At 34.9% G+C, this 26,662-nt stretch carries 23 protein-coding genes; 17 read left to right on the top strand and 6 right to left on the bottom strand.

What is annotated here, in order from left to right:
* Positions 1-22: 22 nt before the first annotated feature.
* The 7 genes from hisD (at position 23) to hisIE (ending at position 6,406) form a co-directional block, all read left to right on the top strand.
* Complete coding sequence (gene hisD / locus JCM15579_RS09575) at positions 23-1,321, top strand: histidinol dehydrogenase (protein ID WP_054719210.1); 1,299 nt, start codon at positions 23-25, stop codon at positions 1,319-1,321.
* The gene (gene hisC / locus JCM15579_RS09580; RefSeq protein WP_054719213.1) at positions 1,318-2,370 is read left to right on the top strand and encodes a histidinol-phosphate transaminase; all 1,053 of its coding nucleotides are present in this window, start codon (positions 1,318-1,320) and stop codon (positions 2,368-2,370) included. Before hisD ends, hisC begins: the two co-directional genes overlap by 4 nt.
* A gap of 3 nt (positions 2,371-2,373) precedes the next feature.
* A complete protein-coding gene (gene hisB / locus JCM15579_RS09585; protein ID WP_054719216.1) occupies positions 2,374-3,519 on the top strand; it encodes a bifunctional histidinol-phosphatase/imidazoleglycerol-phosphate dehydratase HisB in 1,146 nt (381 codons plus the stop codon).
* Positions 3,520-3,522: 3 nt separating this feature from the next.
* Positions 3,523-4,113 (top strand): imidazole glycerol phosphate synthase subunit HisH, encoded by a 591-nt coding sequence (gene hisH, locus JCM15579_RS09590; protein ID WP_054719218.1) that lies wholly within the window; start codon positions 3,523-3,525, stop codon positions 4,111-4,113.
* Positions 4,114-4,232: 119 nt separating this feature from the next.
* Positions 4,233-4,964, top strand: a complete 732-nt coding sequence (gene hisA, locus JCM15579_RS09595) for a 1-(5-phosphoribosyl)-5-[(5-phosphoribosylamino)methylideneamino]imidazole-4-carboxamide isomerase (protein ID WP_218186127.1) — start codon at positions 4,233-4,235, stop codon at positions 4,962-4,964.
* Positions 4,965-4,967: 3 nt separating this feature from the next.
* On the top strand, positions 4,968-5,723 hold the full coding sequence (gene hisF, locus JCM15579_RS09600) for an imidazole glycerol phosphate synthase subunit HisF (RefSeq protein WP_054719220.1): 756 nt from the start codon (positions 4,968-4,970) through the stop codon (positions 5,721-5,723).
* A 170-nt stretch (positions 5,724-5,893) separates the two neighbouring features.
* The gene (hisIE, locus tag JCM15579_RS09605; RefSeq protein WP_245625865.1) at positions 5,894-6,406 is read left to right on the top strand and encodes a bifunctional phosphoribosyl-AMP cyclohydrolase/phosphoribosyl-ATP diphosphatase HisIE; all 513 of its coding nucleotides are present in this window, start codon (positions 5,894-5,896) and stop codon (positions 6,404-6,406) included.
* Positions 6,407-6,412: 6 nt separating this feature from the next.
* Here hisIE and JCM15579_RS09610 read toward each other — a convergent pair whose 3' ends face one another.
* From JCM15579_RS09610 to JCM15579_RS09620, 3 genes are all read right to left on the bottom strand, one after another.
* Positions 6,413-7,354 carry a sensor histidine kinase gene (locus JCM15579_RS09610; RefSeq protein ID WP_157471420.1) on the bottom strand — a complete coding sequence of 314 codons (942 nt, stop codon included), beginning with the start codon at positions 7,352-7,354 and terminating at the stop codon, positions 6,413-6,415.
* Between the two features lie 131 nt (positions 7,355-7,485).
* A complete protein-coding gene (locus tag JCM15579_RS09615) occupies positions 7,486-8,052 on the bottom strand; it encodes a transporter substrate-binding domain-containing protein (protein ID WP_054719226.1) in 567 nt (188 codons plus the stop codon).
* Between the two features lie 292 nt (positions 8,053-8,344).
* A complete protein-coding gene (locus JCM15579_RS09620) occupies positions 8,345-8,863 on the bottom strand; it encodes a nitroreductase family protein (protein WP_054719229.1) in 519 nt (172 codons plus the stop codon).
* Positions 8,864-9,036: 173 nt separating this feature from the next.
* Between JCM15579_RS09620 and JCM15579_RS09625 the strand changes: the two genes are divergently transcribed.
* The 9 genes from JCM15579_RS09625 (at position 9,037) to JCM15579_RS09665 (ending at position 20,703) form a co-directional block, all read left to right on the top strand.
* Complete coding sequence (locus JCM15579_RS09625; RefSeq protein ID WP_083464618.1) at positions 9,037-10,065, top strand: carbohydrate-binding family 9-like protein; 1,029 nt, start codon at positions 9,037-9,039, stop codon at positions 10,063-10,065.
* A 297-nt stretch (positions 10,066-10,362) separates the two neighbouring features.
* On the top strand, positions 10,363-10,839 hold the full coding sequence (locus JCM15579_RS09630; protein ID WP_054719232.1) for a carboxypeptidase-like regulatory domain-containing protein: 477 nt from the start codon (positions 10,363-10,365) through the stop codon (positions 10,837-10,839).
* Positions 10,836-13,541 carry a TonB-dependent receptor domain-containing protein gene (locus tag JCM15579_RS09635; RefSeq protein ID WP_054719236.1) on the top strand — a complete coding sequence of 902 codons (2,706 nt, stop codon included), beginning with the start codon at positions 10,836-10,838 and terminating at the stop codon, positions 13,539-13,541. The genes JCM15579_RS09630 and JCM15579_RS09635 overlap by 4 nt, the downstream gene beginning before the upstream one ends.
* A gap of 114 nt (positions 13,542-13,655) precedes the next feature.
* Complete coding sequence (gene ggt / locus JCM15579_RS09640; protein WP_054719239.1) at positions 13,656-15,359, top strand: gamma-glutamyltransferase; 1,704 nt, start codon at positions 13,656-13,658, stop codon at positions 15,357-15,359.
* Between the two features lie 471 nt (positions 15,360-15,830).
* Entirely contained in the window at positions 15,831-16,358 is a 528-nt protein-coding gene (locus tag JCM15579_RS09645; protein WP_054719242.1) for an NUDIX hydrolase, read from the top strand.
* Between the two features lie 7 nt (positions 16,359-16,365).
* A complete protein-coding gene (locus tag JCM15579_RS09650) occupies positions 16,366-17,745 on the top strand; it encodes a capsule assembly Wzi family protein (protein WP_083464619.1) in 1,380 nt (459 codons plus the stop codon).
* 108 nt (positions 17,746-17,853) lie between these two features.
* On the top strand, positions 17,854-18,909 hold the full coding sequence (locus JCM15579_RS09655) for a CDP-glycerol glycerophosphotransferase family protein (protein WP_054719248.1): 1,056 nt from the start codon (positions 17,854-17,856) through the stop codon (positions 18,907-18,909).
* Positions 18,910-18,929: 20 nt separating this feature from the next.
* Positions 18,930-19,532, top strand: a complete 603-nt coding sequence (locus tag JCM15579_RS09660; protein WP_172677410.1) for a hypothetical protein — start codon at positions 18,930-18,932, stop codon at positions 19,530-19,532.
* Positions 19,533-19,743: 211 nt separating this feature from the next.
* Positions 19,744-20,703, top strand: a complete 960-nt coding sequence (locus tag JCM15579_RS09665) for a glycosyltransferase (RefSeq protein WP_054719254.1) — start codon at positions 19,744-19,746, stop codon at positions 20,701-20,703.
* Between the two features lie 52 nt (positions 20,704-20,755).
* On the opposite strand, the gene JCM15579_RS09670 is transcribed toward JCM15579_RS09665, so the two are convergent.
* The 3 genes from JCM15579_RS09670 to map all read right to left on the bottom strand — a co-directional run bounded on the left by JCM15579_RS09670 (position 20,756) and on the right by map (position 23,373).
* Positions 20,756-21,553, bottom strand: a complete 798-nt coding sequence (locus tag JCM15579_RS09670) for a glycosyltransferase family 2 protein (RefSeq protein ID WP_054719256.1) — start codon at positions 21,551-21,553, stop codon at positions 20,756-20,758.
* Positions 21,554-21,778: 225 nt separating this feature from the next.
* Positions 21,779-22,405 (bottom strand): IspD/TarI family cytidylyltransferase, encoded by a 627-nt coding sequence (locus tag JCM15579_RS09675; protein ID WP_083464620.1) that lies wholly within the window; start codon positions 22,403-22,405, stop codon positions 21,779-21,781.
* Between the two features lie 188 nt (positions 22,406-22,593).
* A complete protein-coding gene (map, locus tag JCM15579_RS09680) occupies positions 22,594-23,373 on the bottom strand; it encodes a type I methionyl aminopeptidase (RefSeq protein WP_054719262.1) in 780 nt (259 codons plus the stop codon).
* Positions 23,374-23,557: 184 nt separating this feature from the next.
* Here map and JCM15579_RS09685 point away from each other — a divergent pair, with 184 nt between their 5' ends.
* Entirely contained in the window at positions 23,558-26,572 is a 3,015-nt protein-coding gene (locus JCM15579_RS09685) for a TolB family protein (protein ID WP_054719265.1), read from the top strand.
* The last annotated feature ends 90 nt before the right edge of the window (positions 26,573-26,662 follow it).

The following is a 26,662-nucleotide window of genomic DNA, read 5'->3' on the forward strand; positions in this document are numbered from 1 at the left end:
ATTAATCACAGAATATTTAATCATGCAAGTAATAAAATACCCCGATAAGAAAGACTGGAAGGCGATTTTGTCACGTCCTTTGATTGATAATGATGATTTGGAGAATGTGGTAAACCAAATTTTTAATGAAATAAAAACTGGTGGAGATGAGGCTCTGAAAAAATATACTTGGCAGTTTGATAATATTAAAATTGATAAGCTTGAAGTTCCTCAGGAGGGAATTGATAAAGCCGAGGAACTACTAAGTACGGAATTAAAAGATGCTTTATTGGTTGCTGCCAATAACATTAAAAAATTTCACGCTGTACAATACCAAGAAACTGAAGTTATAGAAACTACAAAAGGTGTTGAGTGTTGGAGAAAGGCTACTCCGATAGAACGTGTTGGATTGTATATTCCTGGGGGAAGTGCTCCATTGTTTTCAACTGTCTTAATGTTGGGAATTCCTGCAAAGCTGGCAGGCTGTAAAGAGATTGTTTTGTGTACACCACCAGGTAAGGATGGTAAGATTGATCCAGCGATTCTTTATGCCAGTAAATTGGTGGGGATAGATAAAGTGTTTTGCGTAGGTGGAATACAGGCAGTAGGGGCGATGGCATTTGGAACAGAAAGTATCCCCAATGTTTATAAGATTTTTGGACCAGGAAATCAGTTCGTAACTGCAGCAAAACAGAGGGTGAGTAAACTTGGGGTAGCAATTGATATGCCAGCAGGCCCTTCTGAAGTATTGGTTTTAGCAGATGAAAGTGCGAATCCGGAATTTATTGCTTCTGACCTATTATCGCAGGCGGAACACGGAACCGATAGTCAGGTGATTTTTGTTACCTGGGAAGAATCGTTAGTTAAAGAAGTTCAATTGGCAGTTGAAAGACAGTTGAGTAAACTTTCTCGCAAAGAGATTGCTGAGCAGGCCTTACAGAATTCTAAAATTATTTTGGTTTCTTCTATGGATGAAGCATTGGAACTAAGTAATGAATATGGACCTGAACACCTTATCTTATCCGTTGGAAATGAAGGAAAATGTGTCGATAAAATATTGAATGCAGGTTCAGTGTTTTTAGGAAATTATACACCGGAGAGTGCGGGCGATTATGCTTCCGGAACAAATCACACATTGCCTACGAATGGATTTGCTAAATCCTTTTCGGGAGTAAGTCTTGAATCTTTTATGAAGAGTATTTCATTTCAAAAGATAAGCGAAAAAGGTTTGCTTGAGTTGGGACCGGTAATTGAGGTGATGGCAAAAGCTGAACAGTTGGATGCTCACTGCAATGCAGTAAGTGTGCGTTTACAAAAATTGAGAGAGGAGGCCAAAGGATGAATACAACATTTACAATTGATAATCTGATTCGACAGAATGTGAAACAATTGGTTCCGTACTCTTCAGCTCGTGATGAATTTTCGGGCAATGGTTCTGTTTTTCTCGATGCAAATGAAAATCCTTATGAAAATGGAGTCAATCGTTATCCTGATCCATTGCAAAATCAATTGAAAAAAAGATTAACTCAAATAAAGGGAGTTCCTCCAACAAGAATGATTCTTGGGAATGGAAGTGATGAAGTAATTGATCTATTGTTTAGAGTGTTTTGTGAACCAAACAAAGACAATGTGGTAATTTGCACGCCAACTTACGGAATGTACGAGGTTGCAGCCAATATTAATGCAGTTGGAATTAAAGAGGCTGCATTAAATGAGGATTTTCAACCAGATTTAGATTTGGTACAGGAGCTTACCGATGAGAACTCTAAGATGTTGTTTTTGTGTTCTCCGAATAATCCTACAGCAAATTTGTTGGATGAAGATAGGATTATTCAACTCCTGAAAGCTTTTCCAGGGATTGTAGTTGTAGATGAGGCTTACATAGATTTTGCTCAAGGAAAATCGGTCTTGGATAAGTTGGAAGAATATCCAAATCTTGTGATTCTTCAAACTTTGTCGAAAGCATGGGGTATGGCTGGTATTCGATTGGGAATCGGTTTTGCATCAGAAGAAATTGTAGAAGTGTTGAATCGTATTAAGCCACCATATAATGTAAATGGCCTAACTCAAACAAAAGCTTTGGAATTGCTTGATGATGAGGCGAGGTATTTGAATCAGTTAAATGAGATTTTAAAAGACAGGGAACAGTTAAGCAAGTTTTTATCTGACTTATTATATGTGAAAAAGATTTACCCTTCAGATGCGAATTTTATTTTGATTAAGGTGGAAAATGCTAAAAAATTATACAATTACTTGTTGGAAAAAGGAATAATTATTAGAGATCGTTCAAAGATTGTTGGCTTGGAAAATTGTGTAAGAATAAGCATTGGCACCCAAGAAGAAAATAAGCTGTTGTGCGAATCATTAAGTGAATACAACTCTAAATTTTAAGCTATGAATACAAAAAAGAAAGTTCTTTTTATTGATAGAGATGGTACTTTAATATTGGAGCCACCTGTAGATTACCAAGTGGATAGTTTAGAGAAGTTGGAGTTTTATCCGGCTGTGTTTAGAGGGTTATCCAAAATTGTTGATCAACTGGACTATGAGTTGGTGATGGTGACCAATCAGGATGGTTTAGGAACAGATTCATATCCTGAAGAAACATTCTGGCCTTCACATAACAAGATGTTGAAGACCTTTTCAAACGAAGGGATTAAATTTGCAGATATCTGTATTGACAGAACTTTTCCTGAAGAAAATGCACCTACCCGTAAGCCGGGAACTGCTCTTCTGACAAAATACTTTTCGGAAGAATACGATTTAGCCAATTCTTATGTAATTGGTGATAGATGGACAGATGTAGAATTGGCTAAAAACCTGGGATCGAAAGCAATTTTTATTACATCAAGTGGAAATATTGGTGATGATGAATTGAAGGACTCTAAAAATGTTCTTCAAGCTTGCATTTCTCTTGCAACGGATAGTTGGCTAAAGATATACGAGTATTTAAGATTAGAGGAAAGAACAGCAAGAATAGTTCGCACTACAAAAGAAACTCAAATCGAAATCAAATTGGATTTGGATGGAGAAGGGAAAGGAGAATTTGATACAGGAATAGGTTTCTTTGATCACATGTTGGATCAAATAGCCAAACACGCAGGTGTTGATTTATCTGTAAAGGTGAAAGGTGATTTGGAAGTTGATGAGCATCATACGATTGAAGATACTGCTATTGCTTTAGGAGAAGCTTTTAATAAGGCCTTGGGTTCAAAGTTGGGCCTTGATCGATATGGTTTTTCTTTGCCAATGGATGATTGCCTTGCACAAGTTGCCCTGGATTTTGGAGGAAGAAATTGGCTGGTTTGGGATGCTGAATTCAAGCGCGAAATGATTGGCGGTATGCCTACCGAAATGTTCTATCACTTCTTTAAATCATTTACTGATGGGGCAGTATGTAATTTGAATATTAAAGCTGACGGACAAAATGAGCATCACAAAATAGAAGGCATTTTTAAAGCCTTGGCCAGAGCCATTCGCATGGCCATTAGAAGAGATGTAAACTGTTTGCAATTACCATCAACCAAAGGAAAGTTATAAAGGATGAAGAAGCAAAATATTGTAATTATAGATTATGATGCAGGTAATATTCAGTCGGTAAAATATGCCTTTGAACGATTGGGAATTACTGCAATAGTTTCTAAGGATAAAGAGGTGATTCGTAATGCTGATAAAGTGATATTCCCTGGAGTTGGAGAAGCTTCATGGGCAATGAACTCTCTAAAAGAAAATGATTTGATTGATTTGATTCCTGACTTGAAGCAACCTGTATTGGGTATTTGTTTGGGAATGCAATTAATGTGTGAAACTACTGAGGAAGGGAACACCAAGGCTTTAGGCATTTTTCCTGTATCCGTAAAGCGTTTTACCAATGAGCAAAAAGTGCCGCATATGGGCTGGAATCAGCTGGATGATTTAAAAGGTGGGTTGCTGAATGGTATTAAGCCAAGTGATTTTACCTACTTTGTGCACTCTTACTATGTGCCAGTTATAGAGGAAACAATTGCCAGTTGCGATTACATTGTATCTTTTAGTGCGGCCTTGCAAAAAGATAATTTTTATGCATGTCAGTTTCATCCCGAAAAGTCGGGTGATGTTGGAGTAAAAATCCTGGAAAACTTTATCAATTTATAAAATCTTAGTTCGATTAAAAATATCCATCACAAAAGGTCAGATTTATTTAAGATTTGCATTAAAAAAACTGAAAGAACATTGGGATATTTTAAATCAAACTAATGCTAAAAGAAAGAGCAATGGCAAAAATTAAAATTATACCAGCAATAGATACCATAAAAGGCAGATGCGTTCGACTTACAAAAGGTGATTATGATACTGAAAAAGTGTACAGTGAAGACCCTTTGGAAATAGCAAAGAAATTTGAAGAATTGGGCATTACACGATTACATCTGGTAGATTTGGAAGGCGCAAAGTCTGGACACATCTGTAATGCCGAAGTTTTAAAAAGAGTAGCGGAAGGTACCAATTTAAAAATAGATTTTGGTGGAGGAGTAAAATCCAATAAAGATATTGAATTGGCATTTGAATCTGGTGCAAATCAGGTTACGGGAGGAAGTATAGCAGTGTCGAATCCGGAATTAATGGAGAGCTGGCTGGAGAAATATGGAGCAGATAAAATAATTCTGGGTGCCGATGTTAGAAATGAAATGGTTTCCATTTCAGGATGGCAGAAAGATTCGGATTATCACCTGTACAAGTTTTTGGAAAATTATCAGGCCAAGGGAGTAAAGAGTATTATATGTACCGATATTTCGAAAGATGGTATGCTACAGGGACCTGCTATAGATTTGTACAAAGGAATCATGAAAGAATTTCCGGAACTCAACTTGATTGCCAGTGGTGGTGTGAGTAATATTGAGGATGTTCGAGTACTAAATGAGATTGGGTGCTGGGGAGTAATCATCGGTAAGGCGATTTACGAAGAGCGAATTGATGTGAATGAATTGGTTAACGAATTTATATTGTAAGTTATGCTATCGAAAAGAATAATACCATGTTTGGATGTGAAGGATGGTAGAACGGTAAAGGGAGTTAACTTCGTTGATCTTCGTGATGCCGGTGATGCGGTTGAGCTGGCTGCTTACTATGCGGAACAAGGAGCCGACGAATTGGTATTCCTTGACATTACAGCCACCCACGAAAAAAGAAAAACTTTGGTTGAATTGGTACAAAAAGTGGCCAAAGAACTGAATATTCCGTTTACCGTTGGAGGTGGAATATCAACACCTGAGGATGTAGGTGTTCTTTTGAATGCTGGCGCAGATAAAGTATCCATAAACTCAGCAGCTGTAAGAAATCCGCAATTGATCTCCGATTTGGCAAAAAGATTCGGAAGTCAGTGTGTGGTTTTAGCTGTTGATGCCAAATGTGTTGATGGCAATTGGGAAGTATACTTGAATGGAGGTCGACTTTCAACCGGAATCGATCTGTTTGAATGGATTGTGAAGGCAGAGCAGCTTGGGGCTGGTGAAATTCTTTTCACATCCATGAATCACGATGGTACTAAAAATGGTTTTGCCAATGAAACCTTAGTTAAGATTTCTGAAATGGTAAATATTCCGGTAATTGCTTCGGGAGGAGCAGGTAATATGGAGCATTTTGCTGATGCTTTTATCGAAGGAAAGGCTGATGCAGCCTTGGCAGCAAGTGTTTTCCATTTCAAAGAAATTGGAATACCGGAACTGAAGAAATATCTGAAAACTAAAAATATTCCTGTAAGAATTTAACCGTATAGAATAGGACAGGATAGACTCAAATTTTGATTCTCATATCACAAAATTTAATAGAAAATGAATTTTAAAGATCTAACAAATCAAATTGATTTTAATAAAGGAGATGGCTTGGTTCCTGCATTATACAAGATGTAAAAACCCAAAAAGTATTGATGTTGGGTTACATGAATAAAGAATCATACGAAAAGACCATAGAAACTGGAAAAGTAACCTTCTATAGCAGAAGCAAGCAACGATTGTGGACCAAAGGAGAGGAAAGTGGAAACTTCTTAAATCTAAAAGATCTAAGCTTGGATTGCGATAAGGATACACTATTAATAAAGGTTGATCCTGTAGGACCTGTTTGTCACAAAGGAACTGATACATGTTGGGAAGAAGCTAATGTGGCAAGTTCTATCGATTTTCTTTTGCAATTGCAGCAAGTAATAACAGAGCGAAAGAAGAATCTATCTGAGAAATCATACACTGCAAGTTTGTTCGAAAAAGGAATTAACAAAATTGCACAGAAAGTGGGAGAGGAAGCTGTTGAGTTGGTAATTGAAGCCAAGGATGATAATGAAGATTTATTTATGGGTGAAGCAGCTGACTTGATGTTTCATTACCTTGTATTGTTAACGGCAAAAGGATATAGTTTAGAGCAAGTTGTTGCCTTATTGGAAACAAGACATTCTAAATAAAAAAATCTAACGTATGGGGAGGGTGAAATAGAATGAGGAGCCTTCTCCATATTTTGATTTTACCCAAATTTGTCCATCCATAATCTGTAATAGTTTTTTACAAATATTTAAGCCTAAACCTGAGCCTCGATATAATATAGTCGTGTCAATTTCAATTTTTCGGAATCTATCGAAAATATAGTTTAGGGATGATGGTTCGATTCCTATACCTGTATCTTCTATACAGAAAATTAACTCCCTCTCGCTATTGTAGCTAGCATAAACACTGATGGTTCCGTTGTCAGTAAATTTTATTGCATTTTCAATTAAGTTATTAAAAATTTGCTTTACTCTTAATTGATCCGCTGTAATTTTAAAATTATCTGTATTTAACTGATTGAGAAATCGAATATTAAGATTCTTCTTTTTGGGAATATTTTGGGTTTGAATTTCGACTATATCTTTAATTAGCCTTATAATATTAAATTCTTTATGGACTAATTTGATTTGTCCTGATTCTATAATGGATAAATCTAAAATCTCGTCGATTAAGTGTGTTAAATCATTACAATTTGACCTGATAATATTTGCAAATAAATCGGTTTTTTCCTGATTTAAATCCTTTGATGTTAAAAGTTCTGAAAACCCTTGAATAGCATTTAATGGCGTTCTGATTTCGTGGGACATGTTAGCTAAAAATGAACTTTTTAGAGTGTTGCTTTCCTCAGCTTTTTCTTTTGCTTTTTTAAGTTCTCTTGTTTTTATTGCAACATTTTTTCTTAAAGCCTTGTTCCAAATCCACATTAGTAGTAATCCTAATGCAAATAGGAGTAATGTGGCTACTAAACTTCCCCAAAAAAAAGGATTCTGCCAGAAAGGCTTTGAATTAATTTGAATGTAATGGTTATAAATTTGGTCTTGTTCTTTTGGACTTATTTCTGCCAATCCTTTTGAAATGATTCTAGCCAATATGGGTTGATCATTTCTTATGGCAAAGCCCAGTTTGTTGTCGTAGTTGGCATTACCAACAATCTTAATATTCGGTATTAATTGGTTGTGAATAATTTGAATACCATACCCCTGTTGTGTAACTACAACATCTATTTTTTTGCAGATAAGTTAAGTAGACATTCCAAATCGCTTTTGTAAGGAACCAAATTAATTTCCGGATACATTACTTTTAAATGTTCATGTATGGCATAATTGTCTACAACTCCAACATCCATATTTTCCAATTCTTCAATTTTTACATGTTCAGGAGCATTATTTCTCATAAAAATGACATGAGGGATAGAAATGAATGGTTCGGTAAAAAAGAAATGTTTTCTTCTATCGGGAGTTTCTTGAATCTCCAAAATAACATCAACCTCCTTTTTTATTCCTGCTTGAAGTATTTCTTTCCATGTAGGATATATTTTTTTTCTAAATGTATAATCGAGTTTTGTTTCCAGTAATGAAAGGATGTCTATGGATATTCCGGTTGAATTACCTTCTTCATCTGTATATTGAAAGGGAGGAAAAGATGAAGATACGGCAATAGAAACACTTGGGTGTTCTTCTAACCATTGTCTCTCTTTAAAAGTAAGGATGTCGTATTCTTTTCTTGAACAAGAAAGAATAACAAGAAGAGAGAGAAGAAGAAAAATGAAGTGTATTTTACGTCCCATTCTTTAAGAGAATTTTAAAGACTTAAAATAATTAATTTAAATGAAAATTCACACATAAGATTTAATGATTATATGAAAATAGATTTTCAATACTCAAAAAAAACATTAAAAAGCTTTTGTGTGTATAATTTTGAAAATGAGAATGAATACTAGTCTATTCTGAGGGTAACTTTATTGTGTGGCAGTAAAAGTTTTCTTTTTTAGTAATGTAAATTGCTTTTGAAGAAGGAAAATAAAAAAGCTTGCAAAAATTAAAATCTTTACAAGCTGTACATTCAGATCAAAAAAAATATTAGAAATGATTTCTATGTATTTTTTCTTTTTTTAGGAAAGATTCATCTCTACTTTCTTTGACTCCATCTTTATTTCCGATACCAATTATGGCAAGAACTTTTTGATTTTTAGGAATGCCTAATAGTTTTTGAATGTATTCTTCGGCCGAAGAATTTTCGTTATGCTCACGACCTCTTATTTGCACCCAGCATGCTCCCAAATCTTCTTTCTCGGCTTGTAGCAACATATAGGCAGCTGCAATTGAAGTATCTTCAATCCAAACATCGCTTTTTTCTTCATCTCCTGTTATTACTATTGATATTGGAGCATATTTAAGAAAACTTGCACCTCCAGGTTTGCTTTCTGATAGTTTGAAGTTAAGCTCTGGCTGATCGCACACAATAAATTCGCAAGGGTATTTACTTTTTGATGATGGAGCCAGTAAGCCTGATTGTAGGATTCTGTCTAGTTTTTCTTCTGCTACTTTTTCGGCAGTAAATCTTCTTACACTTCTTCGTTTGTAAAGTATATCTAGCATGATAAATTTTCTTTTAATACAATTTCAAAAATAGGAAATTAAAACTAAACCAGTTTAGCCATAGAAGTATGTAATAAATATGTTGTTCATGCAATATTTTATTGGATATATGAATTCTTCCTTACCTAAATTATTCATTACTTTTATGGGAAAATCCGCTAAAAAGTATTGTTATGAAGAGTTTTGTCACGTTATTTTTGATCTTGTTGGCATTTGGTGTAAGCGCTCAAGATTATCCAGAATCTTATATGTGTTATAAGGCTAATGCAGATATTACTATTGATGGTTTGTTGTCGGATGAAGAGTGGGCTAAGGCCAAATGGACCAATAAATTTGTAGATATTGAAGGTGATAAGAAACCAAAGCCTAAATACAAAACTCGAGTGAAAATGCTGTGGGATGAAAACTATTTTTACGTAGCTGCAGAATTGAAGGAACCACACATTTGGGCAAAGCTAAAACAGCGTGATACCGTAATTTTTTACGATAATGATTTTGAGGTTTTTATTGATTCTCAAGGAGATAATCATAGATATTACGAGTTTGAAATCAATGCATTAAATACCATTTGGGATTTAATGCTTGCCAAACCATATCGCGATGGTGCACCTGCTATAAATGCATGGGATATTAAAGGATTAAAATCAGCAGTGAAGATCTATGGAACATTGAATGATCCTGATGATAAAGATAAAAAGTGGACCATAGAAATTGCTTTTCCCTGGAAGGTTTTGAGAGAGTGTGCATACCAAGGAAGAAAACCAAAATCGGGAGAGCAGTGGAGGGTTAATTTCTCCAGAGTGAATTGGGAGATTGAGGTTAAAAATGGAAAGTACCAAAAGAAAATGAATCCCGAAACAGGGAAAGTTTATCCGGAATACAACTGGGTTTGGTCTCCACAAGGAGTAATTGCAATGCATCAGCCAGAAACATGGGGATATGTTGAGTTTACTGATGAAATTGTTGGAGGAAAAGAACTTACACCTCGAATAGATGAAGATTATCCAGCCAAAATAGAATTGATCAGACTTTACAATCTTGAGAAGAAAATGTATAAAAAGTATGGCAAATATTTTAACAAGATCACTTCTGGTTATGGAGCTTTAATTGAAACAACGAGCAAACAGTTCTTAATTTCAATTCAAGCTGCCTCTGGTAAAACATTGTATATAAATCAGGAAAGTAAAATTTGGTCAGAATAATGGCATAGTAATTAAATATCAGTATAAACTACTTTTAATTTCTCTGAACTAAAATTAAACAGTTTGTATTTTTTAAATATTTCTTTAAGATAAATTAATGATTAGCAATGTACTAATATCAATACTAAACGATATTTTTCTTTTTTTTAAATCAAAAGATTAGATTTAACAATATAACGATGATATGATTGTCTATTGTGTTGGTTGTTAATAAATATGGTTTAAAGACTTGTAGGTTTGTTTTTTGTTTTTTTATACATTTATAGTCTACCTAATTATAATCTAATCTTTGTTCAAATGAAGAAAATAAAAATTTTATTTCTTGTTGTAGCCTTGGTCGCTTATCTGCCAAGTGCTTTTTCGCAAGGGGTAACAACTTCATCGATGCGTGGTAAAGTTGTCGATCCTCAAAATTCCCCTATTTTTGCGGCAACTGTCGTTGCAACACACACTCCAACAGGCACGCAATACGGAACCATCACACAAGATGATGGTCGCTTTGACATTCGTAACATGAAAATTGGTGGTCCATACACGGTAACTGTTACTTTTATAGGCTATAAAGAGTCAAAGCAAGAAAATATTTATTTACAGTTAAATAAATCTGCAGAAATTAATTTAGTTATTCACGAAGACAATGTTCAGATTGATGAAATTACAGTAATTTATGACAAGAACGATGTGATTAGTCAGGATAGAACAGGTGCTCAAACCAACTTGAATCGTGAAAGAATTATATCATTGCCAACCATTTCACGTATCAGTCGGATATGACCAGATTAACACCCGAGTCCGATGGTAATAGCTTTGGTGGTCGAAATAATCTTTACAACAACTTCTCATTGGATGGATCAATTTTCAATAATTCATTTGGTCTGGATGTAGCAACTCCTGGTGGACAAGCTGATGCTCAACCGGTATCATTAGATGCGATCGACCAGATTCAAGTGTCGTTAGCACCTTTTGATGTTCGTGAGGGAGGTTTTACTGGTGCTGGTGTAAATGCAGTAACAAAATCAGGTACTAATGAATTTAAAGGATCAACTTATTACTATTTCCGTAACGAAAATATGATTGGTGATAAGGTAAACGGTCTTAAAGTGGAAAATCTTGATTTTAGCACTAAGCAATATGGTATTAGTCTTGGAGGTCCAATAATAAAAAACAAATTATTCTTCTTCATAAACTTTGAGCAGGAAAGAAGAGATCAAATGGCTCATGGTTTTGTTGCAAATAACGGCTCAAATGCAGGTAATTCAAATACAACAAGTGTATCCGAAGCCGATGCATTAGCAGTTCAGCAACACTTAATTAATCGATGGGGATATGATCCAGGTGCGTATCAGGGGTATAATCACGAAACATCAAACGATAAATTTCTGGTAAAACTGGATGCTAATTTGTCTAAAAAGCACAATTTGGTTCTTAGATATAACATGTTAGATGCCTGGAAGGATATTCTTCCTCATCCCGAGGCCGTTGGTGGTCGTGGACCAACAAGCTTTCGTTTGCCATTTGAGAACTCGTCTTATCGAATTTTTAATAAGATTCATTCGGTTGTAGGTGAATTACACTCAATGTTTTCGAATAAGATTTCAAATAAATTAATGGTAGGTTTTACATCATTTCGCGATAGGCGTAATCCACATTCAGATCCATTCCCTGTGATCGATATTCTTGATGGAAGCGGTAATGTAGCTTTAACGGCTGGTTCCGAAATGTTCTCTACTCATAATCGTCTGAATCAGGATGTGTGGCAGATTTCTGATAACTTAACTTACTACTCTGATCGTCACGCAATCACAGTCGGTTTTAACTATGAACGATTCAAGTTCGAAAACTCTTTCAACTTATTCTATTATCCATGGATTACTGCTTTTAGCGTTCAAAATTTCTTAAATGATGATTTTGCTTACTTTGTTGGTAATGCTACCAACGATTTCAATCAAGATGTAACAGATGCAAATCAGAACCCTTTTGCTTGGTCGGATGTTGATGTTGCCCAGATAGCTTTCTATGCCCAAGATGAATTCCAGGTTAACGATGATTTGAAGCTAACTTTAGGTTTACGTGTTGATTTTCCTAAATACTATAATGATATTCCACAAGATGCAGCAACAGATCGTGGTCGTGACTTTACGGGTTGGGTTGATGAAAGAGGAAAAGGTGTAAGATTAGATCCTGCAACCTGGCCTGATTCTAAAATTATGTGGTCACCACGATTTGGTTTCAACTGGGATGTAAAAGGAGATAATACAATGCAGTTAAGAGGTGGATCAGGTATTTTTACTGGTCGTATTCCTTTCGTATGGTTAGGAAATCAATCTTCAAATGCACGAATTGATGCTGGCTACGAATTCCAATTAAATGCTACTGCAGATGACTTTAAGTTTCCGCAAGTTTGGAAAAATAATGTTGCAATGGACATGAAATTTGGAAAAGGTTGGTTGGCAACTGTTGAAGGAATTTACTCAAAAGATGTAAATGCTGTTGTTCATAGAAACTACAATATGCTTCCACCAACAGGACAATTAACAGGAACAGGAGATAATCGTGAAAGTTTTGCTGGATTTAATGAAGTTAATATTTACTCTTCTTCAGCAGGATCAGAAGCATTTCTTGATGCTGGAGCTATTGTAATGGACAATACAAGTAAAGGATATCAGTTTACAGCAACCGGTAAATTAGCTAAAAAATGGGATTGGGGATTTTCTGCAGATATTGCCTATACCTATTTAACTGCTAAAGATTTAACGTCGATTCCTGCTGAGATTGCAGCTGATGCTTTCCAAAGAAACCCTGTTGTGGGTAATCCTAACCATCCGGCTTATTCGTGGTCGAGATATGGATTGAAGCACAGAGTAATTGCTTCGGCTATGTACAAGGTTAATTACGGTAAATTTGCTTCTTCGTTTGCAATGTTCTACGAAGCAGGAAAAGGAAACCGTTACTCATACACATATACAGGAGATGTGAATGGTGATGCAATCAGTAATAACGACTTGATCTATGTACCGAGAAATTCATCAGATATCAGATTTGGTACGGTTGAAGATGGTGTAGGAATTGAGGCTGCCGATGCTGCTCAACAATGGATTGCTCTTGATAAATTCATCAGTCAGGATGATTATTTGGAAGATCGTAGAGGCAAATATGCTGAACGTAATGGTGCAATGTTACCTTGGTTTGGTCAGCTCGATTTCCGTTTTATGCAGGATTACAACTTCAAAGTTGGAGGAAAGAAAAATACGCTTCAATTCTCAATAGATGTATTGAATCTTGGAAATATGATCAGCTCAAATTGGGGTGTTCGACAATTTGCAACAACAACAAGACCAATTACGGTAAATGGAGTAGATAATAATGGAACTCCTTGGATGCATTTTGATCCTAAACTAAAAGAATCATATACTGATGATGTTTCAGTGAATTCAAAATGGCAATTACAAATTGGATTACGATATATTTTTAACTAAATATTGGATTTAAAAAAGTAAAGCGGTTGCAATTGTAACCGCTTTTTTTGTATACATAAATTTATAATTTTTATCTTTATGCATTACTGAAACTAAAGCTATGAAACTAAAGCTATGAAACTAAACAGAGTCCTATCAATTGTTGTTCTGCTATTGCTACTATTAGCATGTAATCAAAATAATAAATTAAAGTCGGATAATGTATTTAAGAATGGTGTGGTTGTAACAGCACACTACCTGGCATCCGATGTGGGGAATAATATATTAAAACAAGGGGGTAATGCCTTTGATGCTGCGGTTGCTGTGCAATTTGCATTAGCCGTTGTGTACCCAAGAGCAGGTAACATTGCTGGTGGAGGCTTTGCAGTGATTAGAACAGCTAAAGGAGAATCGGAAAGCCTTGATTTTAGAGAAAAAGCACCTAAAGCTGCTTCGGAGAAAATGTATCTTGATGCAAATGGGAATGTTATTGAAGGATTAAGTGAGATAGGACATTTGGCTGTTGGAGTTCCTGGTAGCGTTGATGGAATGGTTAAGCTTCATGAAAAATATGGAAGACTGAGTTGGGAAAAATTGGTGCAACCAGCAATTGACTTAGCAAAAAATGGAGTGATACTTACAGCATTGGAAGCTGATAAGTTAAATGCATATCGCGAGAGAATTAATAAGGTGAATTCTGGTAAAATCAATTGTTGCTACCTGAGAAAAACAGATTTTAAAAAAGGAGAGGTAATTAAGAATCCTGAATTGGAAAATGTCTTGATTCGGATTAAGGAACAGGGGAGGAAAGGGTTTTATGAAGGAGAAACGGCTGAACTTATCATTTCTGAAATGCAAAGGGGAAAAGGATTAATTTCAAAAGAAGATTTGTTAGAATACAAGGCTGTTTGGCGTCCGGCTCTGATTGGAAAATATCGCGATTGCAAGCTTATTTCCATGCCGCCACCTTCAAGTGGAGGAATTGCCTTATTGCAACTTTTAAAAGGAGCCGAAGAGTTTAATTTGGGACAATATCAATTCGGATCATTTGAGCATATCCATTTAATGGTTGAGTTGGAAAGAAGGGTATATGCGGATAGAGCCACATGGTTAGGAGATCCGGATTACTGTTCTGTTCCCGTGAATAAGTTATTAAGCGAAGAGTATTTGGTTAATCGCTTTTCTAATATTAGTATGGATAATAAGTCGAATTCACAAGAAATAAAAGCAGGTAATGTAGAAGTAATAGAGAGTTTTGAAACAACTCACTTCTCTGTTGTAGATCAATGGGGAAATGCAGTTTCGGTAACTACAACATTAAATGGGAACTATGGAAGTAAAGTGATTGTTGAAGGAGGTGGTTTCTTTTTAAATAATGAAATGGACGATTTTAGCATTAAGCCAGGAGTGCCAAATCAGTTTGGTTTGGTGGGTGGAAAAGCCAATGCAATTGAACCTGAAAAGAGAATGCTTAGTAGTATGGCTCCAACTATTGTTGAGAAAAATGGGAAGCTGTTTATGGTAACTGGATCGCCGGGAGGTTCAACTATTATTACTTCAGTGTTTCAAAATATCATCAATGCTGTCGAATTTAAAATGAATCCTCAGAATTGTGTAAACGCTCCAAGAATCCATTCACAATGGCTGCCCGACAAAGTATATGCAGAAACTGATGCAATCTCGCCAACAGTAAAAAGAAATTTGCAAGATTTGGGACATACAATTCAAGAACAATCCAGAATTGGAATGATGGCTAATATCGCAGTAAATGAAGATGGATTATTGGTTGGAGCTCCTGATACTTTGAGGCATAAAGATAGTAGAGCTATTGGCTACTAAATAAAAAAGGCATTTCAATAGGAAATGCCTTTTTTTATATATGGTATTTGGGTTAGAATCAAAATGAATGGGGCGGCTTGAATACCTTGTTCAAGTAAAATTAGCGACCATTTGATTTGAATAAGATACAAGCTCTTTTTTAGTCAGGATAAAAAATATTTAGCTTGGCCATACCCATCGTATTTGCTTCGGCACTAAAAGTAATAAGTTTTTGAAATAAACAAAGCACTGCAATCGATTTAAAAGCTAATTTGGGATGAATCCAAATAAAAGATCAGGAAGATGGGTTTGTAATATTTGCCAATGACTTTAAAGTATTTAAAGGAAAAATTCTAAAATTAAACAGCTAATTATTGGCATTCAGATAACAATAAGTTAGTTTTGCCTTTTCATTATATTTTTATTCAATTCAACTTTGTTGATTAAGAATTTTTTGAATTAAAAATTTGATTCACAGTAAACCGTAAGGGTATGGCACCAACATTTCCAGAAAAAGTAATTCGATATTGTCCAAAATGTGGAGGTAGAGAATTTGTTTACCATAAGGACAATTCCTTTTTGTGCGGAACATGTTCATTTCATCTCTATATCAATTCGGCAGCAGCTGTGGCTGCTTTAATTGTAAACGAGAAAGGAGAGTTATTGTTGACTCGCCGGGCAATTCAACCACAATTGGGAATGCTAGATTTGCCAGGAGGATTTGTAGATGTTATGGAAACGGCTGAAAATGCCATAGAAAGAGAAATTAGAGAAGAGTTGAATTTGGACATTAAAGAGATGAAATACTTTATGTCATTTCCTAATGAATATGTGTTTGGAGGATTATCAGTGTTCACAACAGATTTAGCTTTTGTTTGTCAGGTAGAATCTTTTAAAAATATTAAAGCCGAAGATGATATTTCCTCGTTTGAATTTTATAAACCTGGAGATATTCCATTGGATGAGATTGGATCGGTATCAATAAAAGAAATTGTAAAGTCATTTGTAAAAAACAATTAGAATTAAAATGAAGTATAGGGGATTAGTATTGATTTTAATGTTTGCTTGCCAAACACTTTTAGCTCAAAGTAAAAAAGTAAATTATGAGGCAGAACTATCTACTCAAGTTTCTTCAGAAAGTAATTTGCCATTTTGGTTAATAACAAACAAATATGGTATTTATCCAGATGAAAATAATGGAACATTAAATTTTCGAATTCACAGTACTCCTTCGAATAATTCAAAGAAAATTGATTTTAACTATGGAACCTCCTTAATTGGAAGTCAAGGAAAATCCAGTGATTTTTTCATAGACGAAATGTATGTGTCAGCTGATTGGAGGCAAATTGGAATTAATGTTGGAATGCAACATAGAGAAATTAAATTTGATGGATTGTCTCTTACCAATGGAGATATGCTTTACTCTGGTAATGCTCGCATGTATCCGGAAATGAAAATCCAGCTTAATAACTTTATTGCAGTTCCTTACTCAAACAATTGGTTGTGGATTAAAGGTAGTTTTTCCAATGGAATAATGTTGGATGATAGATATGTTGATAAAGCAAATGTTCATCATAAGAGTGCTTTTCTAAGAATAGGTAAAAAGCAAGGATTGTCATTTACAGTTGGATTGGATCATTATGTGCAGTGGGGCGGAGATTCTCCTAAATGGGGTAATTTAGGTGGATTCGATGCTTTTATGGATGCTGTTTTGGTTAGAGGAGGAAAAGTGTTGGTAGATCAAGATGGCAATGAATCCATAACAGAGAGCTATAATAAATCGGGAAACCATATTGGTCAAAATACTTTTGAATTATCATATTCTTCGCCTAAAATAGAAAGTGTGGTGAGCTTAAAGAATATTTACGAGGATAAATCGGGAGATTTTAAACATTTAAAAGGTGTAAAGGATTGGAATCTGACTTTTTATGTGAAACTGAAAAACTCTAAGCTGATATCCTCTTTTATTTACGAATATTATTATACTAAGGATCAGGGAGGTTATATTATTCGTCCAGATCATCCTATTGAACCAGTTATTGGTTTTGATAGTTACTTCTCAAATTCAGTATTTCGATCAGGGTGGACTAGTCACAAAAGAATCATTGGTATGCCTTTATTTACACCATCTTACAATGATGGAATTGTAAATGGTATAAGCAATAATGCAGTTGTTGCACATCATTTTGGAATTACAGGTGCTATAGGAAAAATCAGATATAAAACCTTAATAACATTTTCGGATAATTATGGTAGAGCCTTACTTGTGAATGATGGGCAAGGCAAGTTAGAAGAAAACTATTCTAAAAGTTATAGCTACCCAGATGGTCTTTCTCAACAATCCTATATGTTGGAAGTTATATTTCCGAAATGGAAAAAAATTCCATTTGAACTTTCGGCGAGCTAGCTGTTGATAATGGTAAATATTTGCATGATAATATAGGTTTTCAATTCAAATTGTTGAAAAAAGGATTACTATCCAAAAAAGGAAATTAAATACTAAATAACTTACAGAATGGTTTTATCATATTATGTGATTAAGTTTCCTTATAGATTGGTTTGGAACATTCTTAATTTATTCAAGAATAGAACAGAGGTTGTATTTTTCTGTGCTAATGAGCTCGATTTGGAGATATTTAAAAATGTACAAAGACATTTAAGAGAAATACCTGTTGTTGCAAAGAATCGAAGTATACAAAAGAAGTTATTAGAAAAAGGAGTAAACGCTAGAATTATGCCTGTATTTCCAAAGGGAGTAATTATGTGTAGGCAGGCTTGTTATTTGTTTCCGGAACCTAAAATTGTAAAGATTGGGATTAACCATGGCGCATATCATTTCAAGCCTTTTGCAAATGTAAAAGGACATAACATGTTCGATCAATTTCATTTTACAAGCTCTAAAGAGGTAGAGGAAGCAAAGGCGATCGGAATTGTCTCAGGTGTTGGCTTGGGATACCCAAAGATGGATGATGCTTATAATGGAACTTATTCAGAAGAAGTATTAAACAGTTTAAAAAAGAAATTAAAACTTGATGAAAATAAGAAGACAATTCTGTTTTCGTCTACATGGGATAAGTCTCAAATGTCTGCTGTACACAAATGGTATGATAAGTTAAAAGATTATACGGAGAAATATAACGTTCTTGTAACTCTTCATGTTTGGACTTCAGATAAGTATAGAAATATAATAAAAGAAACACCAGGAGTAAAGTATATAGACACTCAGAATGTAACACCATATATTATGATTTCAGATATTTGTATTGGTGATACTAGTTCAATATTATCTGAAATGTGTGCTTTGTATAAACCAATTATTACTTTTAAGGTACCGGTTGTTAGAAGAATTGTTCCGGAGGTACGCCAAATAATTAATTCCATTAGTTTCCAAATTGATTCGCAAGAAGAATTAGGTAAAATGTTGGATTATGCATACGAGAATGCAAATGAAAAAAGAGATGCTCAGCAAATCGCAAACAAAAGGATGTTTGAATCTCTTGATGGTAAAGCAGGAGAACGTGTTGCAAATAAGATTATAGAATTGTTGCCGGAACTTTATAAGGAGGAGTAAAGATGATATTGGAGAAAAAAATGCGTTATATAATTAATCCTGATTATTTGTTCGTTGAGAATTTTGTTAAAAATTTGCCTCATGTTTTCGACAATGAAGGTGTTTCAATATACAAAGGGCGCAACGAAATTAAAATATTTGAATGTGAAGGATTAAAGTTGAATGTAAAATCATTTAAAATTCCTCACTTGATTAATAAAGTTGCATATGCCTGGTTACGCGGATCGAAAGCGAAGCATTCCTATGAATATGCAATGAAAATGATAAGTGTAGGAGCAGATACACCTGAACCTGTAGCTTGTGTTGAAACACTTAAAAAGGGTTTGTTCCATAGAAGTTACTATGTGAGTATTCATCATGATTATGATTTTACCATTCGTGATTTAATTGGATTCGAATTTCCTGATAAGAATAATATTTTACGTCAGTTTGCTGAATATACCTATTATAAACTTCATAAGAATAGCATACATCACTTAGATTACTCTAGAGGCAATATATTAATTAAAAAATTAGAAGATAATAAATATCAATTTAGTGTGGTTGATATTAATAGGATGCGTTTTGAGAAAATGCCTTACATGAAAGGTCTTAAGAATTTTGCTCAAATTTGGGCAAGTTGAAGAGGAATTGGAAGTAGTGGCGAGAGAATATGCTAACTTAAATGGAAAGGATGAAGAGGAAGCCGTGAGATTGTTAATTCAATTTGACAAAGAGCATAAAGAGAAAATTAACCGAAAATTAGCAATCAAGAAGAAATTCAAAAAATAGAATTTTCTTTAAATGTTAATAGACCATTAAGGTTTTTATAATTAACAGATAAAATAGTATAACATGAATATATTACTCGTTACAGATTTAGTTATACCAGCAAAGCATTATGGTGGTATTGAAAGAATTATTTGGTGGTTAGGAGAAGAGTTAATAAAAAAGGGGCATGAAGTGAGCTTTATGGCTGCCGAAGGATCTACATGTGATTTCGCAAAAATGTATTTCTATAATCCTAAAAAGTCTCTAAATGACCAAATTCCGGAAGGAACAGATTTGGTACATTTTCATTTTCCTATTCATGAAGAGATTACAATTCCATATATGGTAACTCTACATGGTAATAGTAAGCCAAGTGAAAAATATGATATCAATACGGTATTTATTTCAAAGAATCATGCGGAGCGTCATGGTAGTTCGACTTTTGTATACAATGGTTTGGATTTTAATGAATATGGTCCTGTTGATTGGAATTTGAAAAGAGAACATATGCTCTTTTTAGGTAAGGCAAATAGAAGTAAAAAGAACTTAAAAGGATGTATTAAAATGGCAAAAGCTTTGAATGAAAAGCTTGCTGTTGTTGGAGGTAGAGGCTTGCCTTTTTCAAGAACTGTAAAATACAAGGGATTCCTGGGAGGTTTAGAGAAGAGTTATGTCATTAATCAATCCAAAGCCTTATTGTTCCCTGTTATTTGGCATGAACCATACGGATTGGCTATTGTAGAAAGTTTATACTTCGGAGCTCCAGTTTTTGGTAGTACTTACGGCTCTCTGCCAGAGTTAATTATTCCTGAAGTAGGTGTAACTTCAAATTCTTATTCGGAGTTAATTGAAGCAGCAAGAAATTACGGAGATTACAATAGAAAATATTGTCACGAATATGTTTGTGATAACTTCTCTGCAACCAAAATGTGTAATGACTATCTTAAATTGTATGAAAAGGTATTGAATGGAAGTAAACTGAATTCAATTGAACCAGTTCATCAAATGGATGTGGAAATTAGGCATTATCCATTAGAGGATTAAAAAATACGAATTAGAAAAAAGGCTTGATTGTAATTTACAATCAAGCCTTTTTTTATAAGTATTGTTTGATACCTTTTTCGCAGTAGAATAGTTTTTTCTCTCTGCAATCAAAGTACATTTGTTTATTTTTCTCAGAGCTTGCCCTAGAGCTTTTTGGGTGCCATAGGTGGTACTGTAAAGCCATCATTAACAAGGTTGTTTTTTTAACCCCGGAATTCATTAATCGCTCAACCATCTCAATGTCTTCGTATCCCCAACCAACAAAATCTTCATTATAGCCATTAATGTTAACCATGTCTTCTTTCCAGTAAGCCATGTGACAACCTACATTACCTTTTCGGGATGTGTTGTTTCTTTTATTTTTAAATAGGCTCGATAAGAATGGAATTCTGAAGAATCTTTTTCTTTTTTTAACGTTTAGTAGATTTAAACTAATGTTAGACGGATCGTTTACCAACTTTTCTGTTTTGGACTTTAGAACGAAACAGCGATTTCCACAAACCAATTGCTTAGGTTTAATAACTGTTAAATGATCTTCGATGAAACGTGGATGAAGCATAACATCTCCATCAAGTTGAATGATGTAGTCAGCACTTACTTGTGCAATTGCCTTGTTTAAGATTCTACATCTCTGGAAACCATCATCCTCTTGCCAAACATGTTTGATTTCGAATGGGAATTGATCTCGGTATGAATCAATTAATTTCTTTGTATCTTCTTTCGATCCATCATCACCAATAACAATCTCATAAGGGTTTACAGTTTGTTTTAATATACTTCTGAAAACCAAATCTAAAAATTTGGGACTATTGTAAGTAGTGATAAGAAGAGCGATTTTTGTATCCTTCATGCTAATATCTATTCAATTTATATTTTATTTTCAGCTTTAATTAATACTCAAACAAACAGTAGCCCTAAAAGTAACAAGTGTAATGAGGAAAAAATCCAGATATTCAATAGTTACTTGATAGCTAAGCTTTAATATTTGCTTAATGATTAATAGCCGTAAAGGTACATTATTTTAGTAAAAATCAACTTTTGTGATTTACAGAATAAACAGCTTCACTATTTAAACCTATTTTTTATCTGCAATTTGTGTTCCCTGCAGTAAATCTTGCTCAAAGGTGATTTTGATATTGGATTCATCACCGTCAATAATGTGGATGGCTTCATTTGGAAGATATTTTAGAACAACTCCACAATCATCAGTTGCCACAAAATTTGAATCGCTCATTGCAATATCATAGGCTTTTTTTATGGTTTTGTAGGAGAATGCCTGAGGAGTTTGAGCTCTTCTTAGCAGGTTGCGATTGGGAACAGACGCAATGGTTTCATGCGGATTCAAGCAGAAAATGGTGTCGGTAGTTGGAATTGCAACGGCTACCGATTTTCCATCTTTCAATGCATTAATTACATCGCTAATGATACGCGCAGAAACGAAAGGACGAACAGCATCATGAAAAATCAGATATACATTTTGCTCACGTTCATAAGCTTTAATTGCTGCAAGGCTTGAATCGCTTCTTTCTTTGCCTCCACTTAATACATATCTTACTTTATTGTAGTTCTTATCTGTAACCAAATCGTTGATCTCTTTGTGGTAATCGGCATTAATAATAATGCAAATTTCATCGATGTTGGGATGATTTTCAAACGCCTCAATTGAGTGTTGAATAATTGGTTTATCGGCAATTTTTAAAATTGTTTAGGGAGTGAAGTTCCCATTCTTTTACCGCTTCCGCCAGCCAATAGAACTGCAACCTTCTTCATAGTTTAAAGTTTAGTGATGAGCTAAATTAATACAAATTCTTTCATTGGGAAAGTGAAAAAAAATAACCGTCCCAAATTTTATTTAAGACGGCTTATATTTCAATTGGTGTGGGAAACTTCTTATCTGAAGATTTCGTAATCACCTACATCGGTTAAAATCTCGTATCCATCTTTTGTAACCAAAATGGTATGTTCAAATTGAGCAGATAATTTTTTGTCTATCGTTCTTGCAGTCCATCCATCATTTTCATCAACAACAGCTCTTGCCTTACCCAAATTTATCATTGGTTCGATGGTGAAAACCATTCCTTCTTTCATTTTAGGGCCTGAGTTTTTAGGAGCAATGTGTTCTACCTGAGGATCTTCATGGAAATCTAATCCAATACCGTGTCCACAGAATTCATACACTACACTGTATTTTTTTGCTTGTGCATAACGTCCAATCATAAAACCTATATTTCCAAAATAGTTGCCTGGTCTTACTTGTTCAATTCCTAAATATAGAGCATGTTCCGTATCTTCAACCAATCTTGCAGCTTGGTCGGTAATATCACCAATGGTAAACATTGTACTGGTATCACCATAATAACCGTCAAGAATGGTTGTAACATCCACGTTAAGAATATCTCCTGGTTTTAAAATGGTTTTTTCATCAGGAATACCGTGACAGATTACATCGTTAAGTGAGATACAACATGATTTTGGAAAACCATGATAATTTAAAGGAGCTGGAATTGCTCCGTTGTCGCGGATGTATTCTTCAATTAATTTATCAAGATAATGTGTTGATACACCTTCTTCAACGTAATTGCTAATATATTTTAATGTATTGCCGGCCAATTGAGAACTTTTTCTAATTCCTTCAATTTGCTCCGGTGTTTTAATTATAATTTTACCCATAATTTCGATCTATTCAGATACTGTTTTTCAATCCATAATTAAGGAGGCAAAGGTCTGCATTGAAAACGACTTTTGCAAATTGAAAAGGAGATATCATTTAATATTCACAAAACACCTTTAAATTAATTTTGTTTACAGTGTATTAGTTTGGTATTTTAAGGCTTTCAAAATAAAGAGACAATTTATGATTAGAAAGTTTGTGTTTTTAGTATGCTTTGTTCTGGTATTTATATCGGGATATTCGCAGTATTTTAATACAGGACAAGACCCTGCCTCTATCAAGTGGAAACAGATTAATACGAAGGAATTCCAAATTATTTTTCCACAAGAATCAGAAGATAAGGCTCGATATGTGGCAGCTTTGTTCAAAGATTTATTGCACAAAGGAGGGAAGAGTTTAAATCGAGTGCCAAAGAAATTTTCTGTGGTATTACATACGCATTCGGCTAACTCAAATGGATTAGTGGCCTGGGCTCCGAAACGAATGGAGCTTTATACCACCTCGGCTCAGAACAATGATGCACAAATCTGGCTGGATCATTTGGCAACGCATGAGTTTCGACATGTAGTTCAAATGGATAAAATAGAGCAAGGATTTACAAGAGTACTAAATTATGTGTTCGGTCAACAGGCTACTGCTGTTGTGGTAGGCTTGTATTTGCCACCATGGTTTATGGAAGGCGATGCGGTTTGTTTGGAGACCAGCATGAGCGAGTCTGGCAGAGGAAGATCACCGGAGTTTGAGCAGGAATTAAGAGCTCAATTGCTTGAAAAAGGTGAGTTTTCTTACGATAAAGCGGTTAATGGTTCGTATAATGATTATGTGACCGACAGATACAAATTAGGATATTATTTAGTGGGTAAGGCAAGAGTCAATTATGGAGATAGAATTTGGGATAATACTTTAACAAATGTAGCTCGACACCCATTAGGAGTAGTTAGCTTCTCGAATGGTATAAAGAAAAGCCTATCTGCTAAGAGGAAGCAAACTAAACTTGAACTGCAAAAGAAGTATGGAAAAGCAGAAGATGTAGATTGGGAACAGGTTCAGGGAGCAAAAACGTATTCTGATGGGAAGTTATTGTTGTATTTCGATACCATGCAAGAGTTGCTTTGGGAGTGGAAGAAACAAGATACTGAAACGGATAAATCTGCTTTTCAGTTGGTGAGCGAAAGAGAAAAATACTTTACCAGTAAAAGAATTCCTCATGTAACCGAGCAAGGTGATTTGATTTACTTAAAGCAGGGTTTATCGGATGCTCTGTGTTTTGAGAGGATAGATGCCAACGGAAAATCTGCTAAAGTTTTGGTGCCAGGATTTTTGTCAGATATCGACTATGATTATAGAAATGAGTACCTGGTTTGGACAGAATCGAAACAGAATATTCGTTGGGAACATGCAGACAGGAGTATTTTGGTGACTTACAATATCAAATCAAAAGAGAAGAAGACGCATCGTTTAAAGAAGTCATTGTTTGCTCCATCATTTAATATGGATGCAAGTAAAATTGTTGCCGTTTCGTCAGATCAGAAGGGTGATAATAGCCTTGTGATTATTGATCATGAAACAGGCTTAATCAAACAAAGAATTGCTGCAGATAAGAATGAGTATTTTCAAACACCTCAATTTATCGATGATGAGAATATTGTTTTGATTGTTTTGAATGATAAAGGGAAGCAGATTGTAAAATTGAACCTGAAATCTGAAAAAAGAGAAGAACTTTTGAGTTCTGGGTATGCCGACATGTCGCGTCCGGTTCCTTACGGTGATTACCTGTATTTTAATGCTTCATTTACTGGCATCGATAATATTTTTGCTCTTGATTTAAATACCAAAAAAGTTTACCAGGTAACTTCTTCGCGATTTGGAGCCAGAGATGCATATGTTGATTCCAATAGGAATCTGTACTATTCTGATTATACTTCAGATGGCTATCTTCTTGCAAGAACAGCTGTCGATAAAGAAAGTTGGAAGGAGTGGAAGGGTGATTTTTATCAATATCCATTGGCTGAACAGCTATCCAATCAATTGGGAGAAAAGTTAAATGCTGATATCACAAATCTCGACCGATTCGAAGTAAAGAATTACTCGAAATGTGCTAATTTATTCAATTTCCATTCCTGGGCTCCAATATTTGTTGATGGCATTGAAGGCAAAGCAGATGTGGGAATTTCTGTTGCCAGCCAAAACAAGTTGAGTACCTTGCTTACTACAGTAGGCTACAAAAAGGAGGAAGGCTTTGATAATGGTCAGTTTTATGCCAACCTTTCTTACAGGGGATGGTTTCCAATATTAGATTCTAAATTCACCGTAGGAGATAGGAATACTACTTATGCTACTGTGGCACAACGCCTGCAGCCTGAGCAGATGGATACTTTACTGGTGAATACCGAGTGGAAACAATGGGAGTGGGAAAACAGCATTAGTTTGCCATTTAATTTATCATCGGGACAATATATTAGGAAACTGATTCCAAAACTGACTTACAGCATTGTAAAATTCGGTGATTTAAATACTCAGGTGTTGGCAACAACTCAAAATAATACGCTTGGTATAGGTGAGTACAATTTTGGCGATGAATCCTTCACACAAGAAATTATGGAATACCAATTGTTTGCCTACAATATTGCCAAAACTGCACCAAGAGATGTACAATACCAATGGGCTCAGATATTGGAGGTGAACTACCGACATTCACCTTGGGGCGATCGTGATCTTGGCAATACCTGGTCTGCCGAAGGACATTTGTATTTCCCTGGAATTGTAAAACATCATGGAATCAAGTTGTATGGTGGGTATCAATACCGTTCGTTAAATCATTCTCGATTTTCGAATATGGTAAAGAGCCCAAGAGGGATGATTGATTTATATGGAAAACACATTGCAAGTGTTGGAGCAGATTATGCAATGCCTCTTTTTTATCCGGACTGGAACCTGGGTCCATTGGCCTATTTTAAGCGAATTAAAATGAATGCCTTCGCAGATTATGGATATGAGAAAAAATACTTTGAAAATGAAGAAGGAGAAATTTTCCCATTTAAAAATGACTATTTCTCAGGTGGCATTGAACTAAGAAGCGATCTGCATGTATTAAGATTTTCGGCTCCCCTTGACTTGGGAGTTCGATTGGGTTACGAAAATCAAACCAATAGCCTGTTTGTCGATTTCCTGATTTCTTTCAATTTGGCAGCATATTAAACTTACATCCAATCATAGAAAAGCCACAAACTCTTTTCGAGTTTGTGGCTTTTTTAATATTAATTCAACCGTTTTTGTTTTGGGCTGTAG

Origin of the sequence: Marinifilum fragile JCM 15579, from assembly GCF_001310955.1 — a bacterium.
Classification (GTDB): Bacteria; Bacteroidota; Bacteroidia; order Bacteroidales; family Marinifilaceae; genus Marinifilum; species Marinifilum fragile.

Coding starts and splice junctions, on each gene's coding strand:
- ggt (WP_054719239.1), top strand. CDS start 13,656: ATGAAACTAAACAGAGTCCTATCAATTGTTGTTCTGCTATTGCTACTA.
- hisC (WP_054719213.1), top strand. CDS start 1,318: ATGAATACAACATTTACAATTGATAATCTGATTCGACAGAATGTGAAA.
- JCM15579_RS09685 (WP_054719265.1), top strand. CDS start 23,558: ATGATTAGAAAGTTTGTGTTTTTAGTATGCTTTGTTCTGGTATTTATA.
- hisA (WP_218186127.1), top strand. CDS start 4,233: ATGGCAAAAATTAAAATTATACCAGCAATAGATACCATAAAAGGCAGA.
- hisH (WP_054719218.1), top strand. CDS start 3,523: ATGAAGAAGCAAAATATTGTAATTATAGATTATGATGCAGGTAATATT.
- JCM15579_RS09635 (WP_054719236.1), top strand. CDS start 10,836: ATGACCAGATTAACACCCGAGTCCGATGGTAATAGCTTTGGTGGTCGA.
- hisF (WP_054719220.1), top strand. CDS start 4,968: ATGCTATCGAAAAGAATAATACCATGTTTGGATGTGAAGGATGGTAGA.
- JCM15579_RS09620 (WP_054719229.1), bottom strand. CDS start 8,863: ATGCTAGATATACTTTACAAACGAAGAAGTGTAAGAAGATTTACTGCC.
- JCM15579_RS09670 (WP_054719256.1), bottom strand. CDS start 21,553: ATGAAGGATACAAAAATCGCTCTTCTTATCACTACTTACAATAGTCCC.
- JCM15579_RS09665 (WP_054719254.1), top strand. CDS start 19,744: ATGAATATATTACTCGTTACAGATTTAGTTATACCAGCAAAGCATTAT.
- hisD (WP_054719210.1), top strand. CDS start 23: ATGCAAGTAATAAAATACCCCGATAAGAAAGACTGGAAGGCGATTTTG.
- JCM15579_RS09630 (WP_054719232.1), top strand. CDS start 10,363: ATGAAGAAAATAAAAATTTTATTTCTTGTTGTAGCCTTGGTCGCTTAT.
- hisB (WP_054719216.1), top strand. CDS start 2,374: ATGAATACAAAAAAGAAAGTTCTTTTTATTGATAGAGATGGTACTTTA.
- JCM15579_RS09645 (WP_054719242.1), top strand. CDS start 15,831: ATGGCACCAACATTTCCAGAAAAAGTAATTCGATATTGTCCAAAATGT.
- JCM15579_RS09625 (WP_083464618.1), top strand. CDS start 9,037: ATGAAGAGTTTTGTCACGTTATTTTTGATCTTGTTGGCATTTGGTGTA.
- JCM15579_RS09615 (WP_054719226.1), bottom strand. CDS start 8,052: ATGGGACGTAAAATACACTTCATTTTTCTTCTTCTCTCTCTTCTTGTT.
- JCM15579_RS09650 (WP_083464619.1), top strand. CDS start 16,366: ATGAAGTATAGGGGATTAGTATTGATTTTAATGTTTGCTTGCCAAACA.
- JCM15579_RS09655 (WP_054719248.1), top strand. CDS start 17,854: ATGGTTTTATCATATTATGTGATTAAGTTTCCTTATAGATTGGTTTGG.
- hisIE (WP_245625865.1), top strand. CDS start 5,894: ATGAATAAAGAATCATACGAAAAGACCATAGAAACTGGAAAAGTAACC.
- map (WP_054719262.1), bottom strand. CDS start 23,373: ATGGGTAAAATTATAATTAAAACACCGGAGCAAATTGAAGGAATTAGA.
- JCM15579_RS09660 (WP_172677410.1), top strand. CDS start 18,930: ATGCGTTATATAATTAATCCTGATTATTTGTTCGTTGAGAATTTTGTT.